The sequence below is a fragment of the Cupriavidus sp. WS genome, from assembly GCF_000395345.1.
Lineage (GTDB): Bacteria > Pseudomonadota > Gammaproteobacteria > Burkholderiales > Burkholderiaceae > Cupriavidus > Cupriavidus basilensis_B.
This window is the reverse complement of record NZ_AQPL01000018.1, coordinates 53,243-65,572: the sequence shown is the minus strand read 5'-3', so window position 1 is coordinate 65,572 and position 12,330 is coordinate 53,243. Positions and strand designations below refer to the sequence as shown.

Sequence of the window (12,330 nt, the reverse complement as noted above, 5' to 3'; positions counted from 1 at the left end):
GGTGGAGCGGCCCGCCGTCGCCGCGCGGTGCGCCGCCGTCAGGACGCCCAGCCGCGTGCCGCACAGCAGGATCTCGATGATGACCCAGGCCACGAAGGCCGGGCTGGGGTCGCGCCAGGCGATGGCTATCGCCACGGCGACGGTGTTGAGCACGCCGCCGGCGAAGATGGGCAGGGTGCCGAACAGGCTGCCGATCAGCTTGATGCGGATGTCTTCAGGAACGTTCGCGCCCGGGTCGCATAACCAGGCCGTAGAGCGCCAACGTGGCAGGCTGAAAGCCGCTGTTTCCATGTTCCTCGATTCCCGTGAATTCCGCGCGTTGTGCCGCCGGTTCGCGTTGCAGCAATCGGAAAGGCAGGATTCTATCGGAAAGCGCTTTCATTTCCCCAACCGGATGGGCATTGGCGGCCCGTTCCGGGCCATGCCGCGCCAGCCGGGACGGCTTCGCCCGTGCCGCCGGGCGGGCGGCCGCAGTCGCGGAAAGGCATTTCATACCCGTCCAATATCCGCGCGCGGCCTGCGCTGATACCGTGCTTTGCCGGTTGGCGCAGCGCCGGCAGGCATCCGTATCTCAACCCGCAGGCAAGAAAGGAGCAACCATGTCCCAGGACATTTTCCTGAAGCTGGCGGGCATCGACGGCGAATCCGCCGATGCCCGCCACCCGAACGAGATCGAGGTGCTGACATGGGACTGGTCGGTCAGCCAGCCGGCCAGCATGCACGAAGGCAGCGGCGGCGGCGCCGGCAAATGCAGCGTGGATGACCTCGCCTTCGAGCACTACGTCGACCGGGCGACGCCCGCCCTCGTGCAGTATTGCCTGGCCGGCAGACATATCGACACCGCGGTGCTGGTCATGCGCAAGGCCGGCGGCACGCCGCACGAATACCTGAAGATCACGATGGAGGACGTGCTGGTCACGCGGGTCGCCGTGGCCGGCAACCACAACATGGCCATGCCGCGCGAGGAGGTCCGGCTGTCCTTCGCCCGCGTGCGGCACGACTACGTGCTGCAGAACGCGCAGGGCGGCAGCGCCGGGACGGTGGGCGCGGGATACGACATCAAGGCCAACAAGGCCATCTGACCACGGGAGGGAATGCCATGCTGTTCATTTCGAAGCAAGGCCATGTCGACGCGGAGCGCGTCAAGCTGGCCATCCATCCCGCGATCGAGCGCGGACCGATGCACAAGGTGAATGGGATTGTGGTGCATCAGACCGGCGCGCCGACCGCGAAGAGTACCTTCAACAGCTATGGGAACAAAAGCGCCAATGGTGCGCATTTCCTCATCGATCTGGATGGCACGATCTATCAGACGGCCTCTTTGCTCAGGGCCACCGCCCATGTCGGACTATTGCGCTCGCGGTGCCTGGAGACAAGAAAATGCAGTCCGGTCGAGATTTCGGCTGCCGCCGCAAAGCGTGGGGTGCGCGCCCTTCACAAGCATGAGGGGAAAAAGGAATGGCCACGACGATTTCCCTCCAACGACGATGCCATCGGCATCGAACTGGTCGGCAACCACAGAGGGCCGGTTGGAAGGGAGATCTACGATGACGTCACCGATTCGCAGCGTATTTCACTGAAATGGCTTGTCTCCGAACTGGCGGAAACCTTGGACGTAAGCATGCACGAGGTGTACTTGCATCCAGAAGTTTCCTACAAGAATGAGACCGAAGCAAGGACGGCAAAATGGTAAAGGGTCAATTCGGCAGCGGCAGACTCGCGGCAGTGCTGGCGGCTTTTCTGTGCGTGGTTTCTTTCGATAGCCATGCAAGAAATGTCCGGTCGGTCGTCATCAATCAGACCGGCATGGTACAGGGGACAAAGGATGGCGAAGATCCAATGCTCATCAGGGAATGCGGGCGGTTCAAGCCCACGCCTGCCCAGGTCAGGGCCTATTTCTCCAAGGCATATCCGGTGCCAGGCTTTGTGTTGAATCACGACCGCTACTCGCCTTGCTACGCAACCGGGACAGTCGAATTTGCCGATGGCTTTGGCGGCGAGTGGATCCTCTATTCGAGTGGTTCGGCGGGACTCGAGTGGGCGGGCGGCGGCGGAGTACATCTTCTGTACAAGAGAAACAAATGGCATGACCCATTCGCCTGCACATATGGCCTCGGCGACGAACCCGGGTGCTGAGAGCCCGGCCGTCGATCCCGGCGGCATCGCCGGGTCTCCTTCTCCTCGCCGGCACGCCTGCCGCACCGGCCGCCCCGACACTCACCCGTTCGCAATCCTCAACACCCGCGTGAATTCAGCCGGGTTCTCCGTCCTGAGCCGGGCCAGATGCCCGAGCAGCGCGTCCGATGACAGCGTGCCGTCGTCGGTCTTGAGCCATTCGATTTCGTCGCGGATGCGCTTGAGTCTCTCCAGCGAGTCGGCGGCGCGCTGCGGGTCGATGGCGGCGGGGTCCACCGCGTGCAGCAGCACTTCGGTGATGAGGCCGAGCTGGCGCCCGTAGGAGGCGATGTGGAAGGCCCGCCGTTCGATGTCGGCGTCGCCGGCGGATGGCGAAATGGCGTTGAACAGCAGGTCGGGGTCGATGCGCTGGGCGACTGAGCCGCTCCAGGGGAAGTGAAGGTTGGGAGACCACAGCCAGATCCACGGAAACATTTTCCCTCCTGTATTCAGCCGGACACGGCGGACGTTGCGCCGCAATAAAGATTAGCAGACCGGCTGGCGGAGGGAAGGGCGGAATCGGCCGGTGTGTGAGGACTGGGTCCGGCGCCGGGCGCGGCGGCCAATGCCAGCGCGGGGATGGCAATCCATCCCCGCGCCCGGGATTCGCGCCGGCCGGCGCGCCGCTATTGGTCGCGCCAGCCGCCGCCCGCCGCCGCGAAGATGCGCACGAGGTCCTTGCGCAGGCTCGCATCCGAGGCGGCCTGCTTCGATTCGGCGTCGAGCAGGTCCCGTTCGGCGACCAGCACGTCGAGCAGGCCGACGTAGCCGTGGCTGAACTGCATCCTGGCCAGCTCGACCGCCTTGCGGTTCTGCGCCACCCCGGCCGAGAGCGAGGCGTTGCGCGTGTTCTCGTTGAGGTAGCCGGACAGCGCGTTCTCCATGTCTTCGAGCGCCTCCAGCACGGTCTGCTGGTAGCCGAGGAAGGCCTGCTGCTGGCGCGCGTCGGCCGCGTCGATCTGCGACGAGATGCGGCCGAAGTTCAGGATCGGCTGGACCAGGCCCGCGCCGATGCCCCAGGGCGTGGACGAGAACGGCGTGGCGTTCTGCGCACCGAACAGCGCGGTCAGCGAGATGTTGGGGAACAGCTCGGCGACCGCCGCCTTCCGCCCGGAGATGCTGGCGGCGAAGCTGCGCTCGGCCACGCGCACGTCGGGGCGCTCGGCCAGCACCCTGGCGGGGGCCGAGACCAGGATGCCGTTGTCGAGCGGCGGTACGGTCGCGCGCGCCGCGGCGGCGCCGTCGAACATCCCGCCCATCGATTCCGGCGTGCGCCCGAGCAGGCTCGCCAGCCGGTTGACCGACTGGTCATAGCCGGTCTGCAGCGCGGGGATCAGCGCTTCGGTCGCGGAGACCTGCGCCGCCGCGCGCTGCACGTCGAAGTTGCTCGCCATCGCGCCCTGGAACTGGGCCTGGATCAGGCTGAGCGTCTTGCGCTGGGTGGCGAGGTTGTTGCGCGTCAGCTCGATCTGGCGCGCGTAATTGCCCAGGTCGAAGTAGGTGCGCGCCACCTCGGCCAGCAGCGCCACCCGCACGGCCTGCCGGCTCGCCTCGGCTGACTGCAGGATGGCGCCGGCCTGCGCGGCGCGCGCCTGGTTGCGCCCGAACAGGTCGAGCTCCCAGGTCGCGGCGATGTCCACCTGGTTGATGGTCACGGCCTTGTCGCTGGTGAGGAAGCCGCGGTTGCCGCGCTCGCTGCTGGCCTCGGCGTTGATCTGCGGCGCCAGCGCGGACTGCGCCAGCAAGCGCCCGGCGCGCGCTTCGTCGACGCGCGCCCTGGCAATCTTCAGCGTCTTGTTGTGGTCGAGCGCTTCGCGGACCAGCGCGTCGAGCGTGGGGTCGCGGAAGCGGCCCCACCATTGCTGGTCGACCTCGGCGTCGGCGCTCGCCACCAGGAGCGCCGCGCCGGCGGCCTTGCCGTCGTTGGCGCCATCCTTGCCACCGTCCTTGCCGCCCTCGAGCCGGCTCCATGACGCGGCTGTGTCGATGCCCGACGGCTGCGGCCCGACCGGGCTCGTGCACGCGGCCAGGGAGGCGGCCAGCAGCGCGGCGGCGGCGAGCGCCGCCATCACATTAGTCTTCAACATGGTGATGTACCTTTTCGGTTTTCGTGAGGCGCTTCTCCAGGCCGCGGGCCAGCACGTAGAAAATGGGAGTCAGGAAGAGGCCGAAGAACGTCACGCCGATCATCCCGAAGAAGACCGCCACGCCCATCGCATGCCGCATTTCCGCGCCGGCGCCGTGCGACAGCACCAGCGGCAGCACGCCCGCGATGAACGCGATGGAGGTCATCAGGATCGGGCGCAGGCGCAGGTGCGCCGCCTCGATCGCCGCCTCGTAGGTGGACTTGCCGTGTATCTCCAGCTCGCGGGCGAACTCGCCGATCAGGATGGCGTTCTTGCACGCCAGCCCGATCAGCACGAAGAAGCCGATCTGCGTGAACAGGTTGTTGTCCCCGCCCGTGAGCCACACGCCCGTGATCGCGGAGAACAGGCACATCGGCACGATCAGGATGATCGCCAGCGGCAGGAACACGCTCTCGTACTGCGCGGTGAGCACCAGGAAGACCAGCAGGATGCAGATCGGGAACACGATCAGCGCGGTGTTGCCCGAGAGGATCTGCTGGTAGGCCAGCTCGGTCCATTCGAACGCCATGTCGCCGGACAGCGTGTCGTCCAGGATCTTCGTGATGGCGGCCTGCGCCTGTCCGGTCGAGTAGCCGGGCGCCGGGCCGCCGTTGATGTCCGCCGAGCGGTAGCCGTTGTAGCGCGACGCGCTGTCCGGGCCGGTGGTGTCGCTCAGGGTGACGACCGCGCCGAGCGGCACCATCTTGCCCTCGAAGTTGCGCACCTTGAGGTCGAGGATGTCGTCGCGCCTGGAGCGGAAGTCCTTGTCGCCCTGCGCGATGACCTGGTACGTGCGGCCGAACTTGTTGAAGTCGTTCACGTAGAGCGAGCCCAGGTAGATCTGCATGGTCTTGAAGACGTCGTCCACGTCGACGCCGAGCTGCGCGGCCTTGGTGCGGTCCACGTCGGCGAACAGCTGCGGCGTGGTGACGTTGTAGGTGGTGTACACCCCGGCCAGCTCGGGCGCCTTGCGCGCTTTCTCCAGCACCGCGGTCACGGACTTGCTCAGGGCCTCGTAGCCGGCGTCGCCGCGGTCCTCGATCTGCAGCTTGAAGCCGCCCGTGTTGCCCAGCCCCTGCACCGGCGGCGGCGGGAAGACGGCGATGAACGCATCCTTGATGGCGCCGAACTTGGCCTGCAGGCTATGCGCCAGGCTCGGGCCGCTCACGCCGAGCTTGCCCATCTCGTCGAAGCTTTTCTCGCCGAAGAACACCGTGGCCGCCGACGGGCTGTTGATGAAGCCGTTGAGCGACAGCCCCGGCTGCTGCACGGCGTTGCGGTAGCCGGGCTCCTTGGAAGCGATGTCCGTCATCTGCCGCACCACGGCCTCGGTGCGGTCGAGCGTGGCGCCGTCGGGCAACTGGATCAGGTTGACCAGGTAGCCCTTGTCCTGGATTGGCACGAAGCCGGTCGGCACGTGGCTGAAGCCGAACACGGTGGCGCCGAGCAGCACGGCGTAGATCAGCAGCGAGCCGCGCTTGCGGTGCAGCGCGCGGGTCACGCCGCTGCTGTAGTTCTCCGAGCCGCGCTGGAAGATCCGGTTGAAGCGCGCGAAGAAGCCGCCCAGGCAGCGGTCCATGAAGCGCGTGAGGCCGTCCTTGGGCGCGTCGTGCGAGCGCAGCAGCAGGGCCGCCAGCGCCGGCGACAGCGTCAGCGAGTTGAAGGCCGAGATCACCGTCGAGAAGGCGATGGTCAGCGCGAACTGGCGGTAGAACTGGCCGGTCAGCCCGCTGATGAAGGCGATCGGCACGAACACCGCGCACAGCACCAGCGCGATGGCGATGATCGGGCCGGTCACTTCCTTCATGGCCTTGATGGTGGCTTCCCGCGGCCGGAGACCGCCGGCGATGTTGCGCTCGACGTTCTCCACCACCACGATGGCGTCGTCCACCACGATGCCGATGGCCAGCACCAGCCCGAACAGGGACAGCGCGTTGATCGAGAAGCCGAAGCCGTGCATCACCGCGAACGTGCCGATGACCGAGACCGGCACCGCGAGCAGCGGAATGATGGCCGCGCGCCAGGTCTGCAGGAACAGGATCACCACCAGCACCACCAGCAGGATGGCTTCGAGCAGCGTGTGGATCACGGCGTCGATGGAGTCGCGCACGAAGGTGGTCGGGTCGTAGGCGATCCGGTACTCGAGGCCCTTGGGGAAGCGCTTGCTGAGCTCCGCCATCCTGGCGCGCACGTTGTTCGAGATCTCGATGGCGTTGGCGCCCGGCGACTGGAAGATGATCAGCGCCAGCGCCTGCTTGTTGTCGAGCAGCGCGCGCAGTGCGTACTCGGACGCGCCGATCTCCACGCGCGCCACGTCCCGCAGGTAGGTGACGACGCCGTTCTCGCGCTTGATGATGATGTTCTCGAACTGGTCCACGTCGGTGAGCCGGCCCTGCACGTTGACCGGCAGCTGGATCTCGACGTTGTCCTTGTACGGCGCGCCGCCGACCACGCCGGCCGCGACCTGGATGTTCTGCTTGCGGATGGCGGCCACCACCTCGTCGGGGTTCATGTTGCGCTGGGCGATCTTCTGCGGGTTGAGCCAGACCCGCATGGCGTAGTTGCCCGAGCCGAACATGTTGATCTGCCCGATGCCGGTGATCTTAGACAGCTCGTCCTTGACGTTGATGAGCGCGTAGTTGCGCAGGTACAGCATGTCGTACTGGTCGTTCGGCGAGACCAGGTGGACCACCATCGTCAGGTCGGGCGAGCTCTTGACCGTGCTCACGCCGAGCTGGCGCGTCACGTCCGGCAGGCGCGGCAGCGCTTCGTTGACGCGGTTCTGCACGAGCTGCGTGGCGAGGTCCGGGTCGGTGCCGAGCTTGAAGGTGACGGTCAGCGTCAGCACGCCGTCGCTGGCGGCCTGCGAGGACATGTAGAGCATGTTCTCGACGCCGTTGATCTGCTCCTCCAGCGGCGTGGCCACGGTGGCGGCGATGACCTTGGGGTTGGCGCCCGGGAACTGCGCGCGCACCACCACGGAGGGTGGCACCACTTCGGGATACTCGGAGATCGGCAGGCGCGGGATCGCGATCAGGCCGGCGAGGAAGATGAGGATCGAGATGACCGCCGCGAAGTTGGGGCGGTCGACGAAGAATTTGGAGAGGTTCATCGCATCAGTCCGCCGTTTTCTTGGCCGGGTCCGCGTGGACCGCGGCGGTGGTCACGGGTTTGGGCGGCGCCGCGGCGGCTTCGGTGGGCGAGACCACCGCGTCCGGGCGGATGAACTGCAGCCCCTTGGTGACGACGCGGTCGCCGGGGTTGAGGCCGGCCAGCACGATGTGCCGGCCGTCTATGCCCGCGCCGAGCGTGACTTCGCGGTAGGCGACCTTGTTGTCGGGGCCGACCACGAAGACGAACTTCTTGCTCTGGTCGCTGCCCAGCGCCACGTCGGGCACCAGCAGCGCGCGGGTGTCGCTGCCGCTGGCCAGCCGCATCGAGACGAACATGCCCGGCACCAGCGCGCCGTCGGCGTTGGCGAACTTCGCGCGGGCGCGGATGGTGCCGCTGGCCGCGTCGATGCTGTTGTCGAAGGTGTAGATGGTGCCCTGGTAGGTGTGCCCGGCGTCGCCCAGCACCGTCATCTCCACCGGCAGCTTCTGTTCCTTGCTGTGCGTGTCGGCCTGGCCGCGGATGCTGCGGATGTAGCTCTGCTCGTCGACCTCGAAATCGGCGTAGATGCCGTCGCCGGAGACGATGCGCGTGAGCACCGGCGCGTTGGGCCCGGCCTGCACGAGGTTGCCCAGCGTGATCTCGGCGCGGCTGACGCGGCCCGCGATGGGCGCCTTGACGTAGGCGTAGTCCAGGTTGATGCTGGCCTGGCGCAGCGCCGCCTCGGCGGCGAGCACGGCGGCGCGGCCGACGCGGTCCTCGTTGCCGCGCTGGTCGTACAGGCTGCGCGGGATGGCCTCGGAGCCGATCAGGCCGCGGGCCCGCTCGTATTCCGTCGCGGCGAAGTCCGCGCGGGTGCGCGCCGCGGCGAGGTCCGCCTTGGCCCTGGCCACCGCGGCCTCGTAGGTGCGCGGGTCGATCACGAACATGACGTCGCCCGCGCGCACGGTCTGGCCGTCCTTGATGCGGACCTCGACGATCCGCCCGCTCACCTCCGGCCGCACCAGCGCCTCGTCCACGGCCTTGAGCCGCCCCGAGAAGCTCGACCAGACGCGCACGTTCTCCGGCGCCACCGACTGCACCTGGACCTCGGTCGGCGGCGGCGCCGACGACGGCGCGGCCCTGGTCTCGGTGCCGGCAAGGCCGGCAATAGCGGCTACCGCCGCGGCCACGGCCAGCGAAATGCCGGCCAGGACCGGCGGCTTGCGAAACAGGGATCTCTGACTGAGCATCTCACTACTCCTTAGTTGGATTCGGAAACCGGATTCGGGAACGGGTCGTCACGGCGCGGCGAGCCGCCGGCTGAAGAAGGCCGCGACCGCGGCCAGCGCGGCCGGGTCGGTGGCGATCGACCGGTGCGACGCCGCGGCATAGCGCGTCGTCTCGGTCGGCACGCCGGCGGCGATCAGCTCGCGGGCGTACGTCTCTCCTTCCACGTGTAGCAGGTCCTGCCCGGCGCTCACGATCAGCGCGGGCGGCAGCTGGGCGAGCCGGCGCGACTCGAGCGGCGCGGCATACGGATGCATGCGGTGCCGCACCTCGGGCAGGTAGCACCGGTAGCCGAGCGCGCATTCGCTGGCGGGCAGGTCCGGCGCGGCTATCTTGCTGGCGTCGGCCAGGCGGGTCATGCTCGGGTCCAGCAGCGGCGCCAGCAGCGCCTGCGCCCCCAGGCGGACCTCCTTGCGGTCGCGCGCCATCGCGGCGATGCCCGCGGCGATGCTGCCGCCGGCGTCGTGTCCCGCCACGCCCATGCGCCCGGCATGGATGCCCAGCGTCCTGGCGTTGGCCAGCGCCCACGCGGCCGCGAGATGGCCGTCCTCGAGCGCGGCCGGAAACGGAAAGCGCGGCGAGAGCGAATACCCGACCGAGACGACCACGGCGGGCGTGAGGCCCGCGATGGCGCGCGCGGCGACATCGGCGCTATCGAGGTCTCCGTGCATGAAGCCGCCGCCGTGGAAATACAGCACGACGGGCAGGCACCGGTTCGCCCGCACCGGGGTGTACGTGCGCAATTGAATGCGCTGGGCATGGCCACTGATTGTGGCGCTCTCGATGCTCAGGACCGGATTGCGGAGGGTCTTCATACATAGCCGGGCAATCCCTTTCGGTATATGCGCCCATGCCGACTGTTGCGATGCACGAATTCTGGTACATTGCCTTGCACGAATAAACGCCAATAACTTTCAACACAATTTGGCGAAACGGAACAGTGGCCGGCTTTTGCGCGGGTTTGCATGAAAGCGGCGTATTCCGGCATGACATCCCGGTGAGGAAAATGGATCGCCTGCAGGCAATGGAAGTATTTACGCGCGTAGTGGAAATGAGCAGCTTCGCGCGCGCGGCGGAATCGCTCGACCTGTCGCGCACATCGGCGACCACCATCATCAAGAACCTGGAGGCGCACCTGCACGTGCGCCTGCTGCACCGGACCACGCGCCAGCTCAAGCTGACCGCGGAGGGCGCCGAGTACTACGAGCACTGCATCCGCATCCTGGCCGAGGTGGCGGAGACGGAAGTCGCGCTATCGACGCTGGGAAAAGGCCCCAAAGGCAAGCTGCGCGTGGACATGCCGGGCACGCTGGGCCGGCTGGTGGTCACGCCGCAACTGCACCGGTTCCACCGCGGCTATCCCGACATCGACCTGATGGTCAGCCACAGCGACCGGATCGTCGACCTGATCCAGGACGGCGTGGACTGCGCCATCCGCGTCGGCGAGCTCGACGATTCCAGCCTGATTGCGCGCCGGCTGGGCGAAATGCGGTTTTCCACGGTGGCGTCGCCGGCTTATCTGGCGCAATACGGTATTCCGCGCACTTTGTCCGATTTGCAGCACCATACCGCCATTCACTATGTATCCAATAGAACCGGCCGGATAATCGACCTGGCTTTTATGGTGAACGGGGAAATGACGGAAATCCGCATGCCCGGAAAAGTCAGCTTCAACGATGCCGATTCCTACGTCACTTATGGATTGAGCGGCACCGGATTGCTGCAGGCGCCGCGCTTCATGCTCAAGGAATATCTGCAATCGGGCGCGCTGGTGGAGATCCTGCCGCAATGGCGCCCGCGCTCGCTGCCGATCTCGATCGTCTATCCGCAGAACCGGCACCTCGCGCCCAAGGTCCGGGTCTTCGTCGACTGGGTGGCGCTGGTGTTCGAGGAATGTCCGCTGGTGGGCGACGACTGCGCCACGATGCCCGCGGACCCGACGCTGCTGGCGATGACCGAGCCGCGGCCCGCGTAGAGGCGGATGCGGTACGGGCCAACACGGGCCATGCGGGCCAACGCGGGCCGGCGCCCGCCGCGCCGCTACTCCATCGCCGCGACGAGGTTGGCTCCCGCGCCGGCGCCCTTGACCGGCGCCGTATCGGCCTCCCGCACCAGCGCGAACGCCAGCACGCCGGCAATGGCCGCCACCGCCGCGGCAACGAGGCTCGCCGCGGCGAAGCCGCCGGCGAACGCGCCGGCGGCCGCGGCATGCACCTGCGCCTGCAATCCGGCGGGCACGGCACCGAGGACGCCCGCCGTGTCGCCGGAAGCCACGCGCCTTGCGGCTGCCGCCGCCACGCCGGGATCCAGCCCCAGCGCCGCGCCGGCCGCCACGAAGCGCTGCGTGACGCCGTGCGACAGGACCGCGCCGAGGCCGGCCACGCCGAGCAGCAGTCCGACGAAGCGCGTGGTCGCCGACAGCCCCGACGCCATGCCGGCGCGCTGCACCGGCACCGCGCCCTGCATGACCTTGGCCGTTTCGCTGTTGAGCAGCCCGGCGCCCGCGCCGGCCACCAGCATGCTGGCGACGAACAGCGGATACGCCGCGTGCGCGGAGGCGAACGCCCACAGCAGCAGGTCGCCGCCCACGGTGGTCGCCAGTCCGAGCGCAAGCAGCGTCCGGCCCGAATGGCGCGTCGCCAGCCCCGCGCCGAGCCGCGGCGTGAGGAACATCGGCAGCGCGAACGGCAGCATCGCCAGGCCCGCCGCCGCGGGCGCGAAACCGTAGGTGTTCTGCAGGTATAGCGGCAGGAAGAAGATCAGCACCTGCGCGCCCGCGGCATAACCGAGCATGGCGAACGCGGCGCCAAGGAACGTCGGCTGCCGGAACAGGCGGAAATCGACCATCGGCCGCGCCTGCCGCAGCTCGATCGCGACGAAGGCGGACAGCAGCGCGGCCGAGCCCGCGATCCGGCCCAGGATCGCCGCCGAGGTCCAGCCCGCGCCGGTGCCGTCGATCAGCGCCCAGATCAGCAGGAAAAGCCCGCTGCTGAAGGTCAGGATGCCGGCGAGGTCGAGCCGCTTGGCGTCCGGGTCGCGCGATTCGGTCAGCACCGCGGCGGCCGCGACAAAGAGCACCGTGCAGATCGGCAGGTTGATGAGGAAAGCCCAGCGCCAGCCGAACAGATCGGTGATCACGCCGCCCACGACGGGCCCGCCCGTGATGGCGATGCCCAGGCACGCGCCCCAGAACGCATAGGCCCGCGCGCGCTCGGCGCCGGCGAAGGCGTGGTTGATGATGGCCAGCGAGGCGGTCAGCAGCAGGCTCGCGCCGATGCCCTGCAGCGCGCGCGCCAGGTTCAGCATCAGGGCGGTCGACGCCAGCCCGCACAGGCCGGACGCCACCGTGAAGACGGCCAGCCCGATCAGCGTGGCGAGCTTGCGCCCGTGCCGGTCCGCATACGAGCCCGCCGCCAGCAGCAGCGCGGCGAAGGTGAGCACGTAGGCGCTCACCACCCATTCGATCTCGGTGAAGTTCGCCCCCAGCGTCTTCGCGATCGACGGCAGCGAGACCGCCACGATGTTGGAGTCCAGCATGATCAGCGAAGACACCAGTCCCGCCGTCAGCAGGACCAGGAATTTCTTCTTCTTGTCTGCGGCCGCCTCGTCGGGCTCGGGCCGCTTTGCATCCGTGACCATGGCGGCCTTT

Annotated in this window: 11 protein-coding genes and 1 pseudogene; 5 read left to right on the top strand and 7 right to left on the bottom strand. The window is 67.9% G+C overall.

The features are described from left to right. A pseudogene (locus K206_RS0101990) lies at positions 1–291 on the bottom strand (GGDEF domain-containing protein); the annotation flags it as partial. Between K206_RS0101990 and K206_RS42575 the strand changes: the two are divergent. The 4 genes from K206_RS42575 (at position 290) to K206_RS42570 (ending at position 2,136) form a co-directional block, all read left to right on the top strand. Continuing rightward, a complete protein-coding gene (locus K206_RS42575; protein WP_155887913.1) occupies positions 290–526 on the top strand; it encodes a hypothetical protein in 237 nt (78 codons plus the stop codon). The pseudogene K206_RS0101990 and the gene K206_RS42575 sit on opposite strands and share 2 nt — an antisense overlap. 73 nt (positions 527–599) lie before the next feature. Beyond that, positions 600–1,082 carry a type VI secretion system tube protein Hcp gene (locus K206_RS0101985; protein ID WP_020200731.1) on the top strand — a complete coding sequence of 161 codons (483 nt, stop codon included), beginning with the start codon at positions 600–602 and terminating at the stop codon, positions 1,080–1,082. A 17-nt stretch (positions 1,083–1,099) separates the two neighbouring features. Continuing rightward, positions 1,100–1,693: a peptidoglycan recognition family protein gene (locus K206_RS0101980; RefSeq protein WP_020200730.1), complete on the top strand. Its 594-nt coding sequence runs from the start codon at positions 1,100–1,102 to the stop codon at positions 1,691–1,693. Beyond that, the gene (locus tag K206_RS42570) at positions 1,687–2,136 is read left to right on the top strand and encodes a hypothetical protein (RefSeq protein ID WP_155887912.1); all 450 of its coding nucleotides are present in this window, start codon (positions 1,687–1,689) and stop codon (positions 2,134–2,136) included. Before K206_RS0101980 ends, K206_RS42570 begins: the two co-directional genes overlap by 7 nt. An 81-nt stretch (positions 2,137–2,217) precedes the next feature. On the opposite strand, the gene K206_RS0101975 is transcribed toward K206_RS42570, so the two are convergent. The 5 genes from K206_RS0101975 to K206_RS0101955 form a co-directional block, all read right to left on the bottom strand. After that, a complete protein-coding gene (locus tag K206_RS0101975) occupies positions 2,218–2,610 on the bottom strand; it encodes a hypothetical protein (protein ID WP_020200729.1) in 393 nt (130 codons plus the stop codon). Positions 2,611–2,801: 191 nt separating this feature from the next. Next, positions 2,802–4,262: an efflux transporter outer membrane subunit gene (locus K206_RS0101970; protein WP_029043122.1), complete on the bottom strand. Its 1,461-nt coding sequence runs from the start codon at positions 4,260–4,262 to the stop codon at positions 2,802–2,804. Beyond that, positions 4,249–7,413, bottom strand: a complete 3,165-nt coding sequence (locus tag K206_RS0101965; protein WP_020200727.1) for an efflux RND transporter permease subunit — start codon at positions 7,411–7,413, stop codon at positions 4,249–4,251. The genes K206_RS0101970 and K206_RS0101965 overlap by 14 nt, the downstream gene beginning before the upstream one ends. A 4-nt stretch (positions 7,414–7,417) precedes the next feature. Continuing rightward, on the bottom strand, positions 7,418–8,644 hold the full coding sequence (locus K206_RS37330; RefSeq protein ID WP_020200726.1) for an efflux RND transporter periplasmic adaptor subunit: 1,227 nt from the start codon (positions 8,642–8,644) through the stop codon (positions 7,418–7,420). Between the two features lie 48 nt (positions 8,645–8,692). Continuing rightward, complete coding sequence (locus tag K206_RS0101955; RefSeq protein WP_020200725.1) at positions 8,693–9,496, bottom strand: alpha/beta hydrolase; 804 nt, start codon at positions 9,494–9,496, stop codon at positions 8,693–8,695. A 191-nt stretch (positions 9,497–9,687) separates the two neighbouring features. Between K206_RS0101955 and K206_RS0101950 the strand changes: the two genes are divergently transcribed. Then, a complete protein-coding gene (locus K206_RS0101950) occupies positions 9,688–10,656 on the top strand; it encodes a LysR family transcriptional regulator (protein WP_081651292.1) in 969 nt (322 codons plus the stop codon). Positions 10,657–10,721: 65 nt separating this feature from the next. On the opposite strand, the gene K206_RS0101945 is transcribed toward K206_RS0101950, so the two are convergent. Further along, complete coding sequence (locus K206_RS0101945; protein WP_020200723.1) at positions 10,722–12,320, bottom strand: MFS transporter; 1,599 nt, start codon at positions 12,318–12,320, stop codon at positions 10,722–10,724. Positions 12,321–12,330: the final 10 nt, after the last annotated feature.

Coding starts and splice junctions, on each gene's coding strand:
- K206_RS0101955 (WP_020200725.1), bottom strand. CDS start 9,496: ATGAAGACCCTCCGCAATCCGGTCCTGAGCATCGAGAGCGCCACAATC.
- K206_RS42575 (WP_155887913.1), top strand. CDS start 290: ATGTTCCTCGATTCCCGTGAATTCCGCGCGTTGTGCCGCCGGTTCGCG.
- K206_RS0101985 (WP_020200731.1), top strand. CDS start 600: ATGTCCCAGGACATTTTCCTGAAGCTGGCGGGCATCGACGGCGAATCC.
- K206_RS0101980 (WP_020200730.1), top strand. CDS start 1,100: ATGCTGTTCATTTCGAAGCAAGGCCATGTCGACGCGGAGCGCGTCAAG.
- K206_RS0101970 (WP_029043122.1), bottom strand. CDS start 4,262: ATGTTGAAGACTAATGTGATGGCGGCGCTCGCCGCCGCCGCGCTGCTG.
- K206_RS42570 (WP_155887912.1), top strand. CDS start 1,687: ATGGTAAAGGGTCAATTCGGCAGCGGCAGACTCGCGGCAGTGCTGGCG.
- K206_RS0101975 (WP_020200729.1), bottom strand. CDS start 2,610: ATGTTTCCGTGGATCTGGCTGTGGTCTCCCAACCTTCACTTCCCCTGG.
- K206_RS37330 (WP_020200726.1), bottom strand. CDS start 8,644: ATGCTCAGTCAGAGATCCCTGTTTCGCAAGCCGCCGGTCCTGGCCGGC.
- K206_RS0101945 (WP_020200723.1), bottom strand. CDS start 12,320: ATGGTCACGGATGCAAAGCGGCCCGAGCCCGACGAGGCGGCCGCAGAC.
- K206_RS0101965 (WP_020200727.1), bottom strand. CDS start 7,413: ATGAACCTCTCCAAATTCTTCGTCGACCGCCCCAACTTCGCGGCGGTC.
- K206_RS0101950 (WP_081651292.1), top strand. CDS start 9,688: ATGGATCGCCTGCAGGCAATGGAAGTATTTACGCGCGTAGTGGAAATG.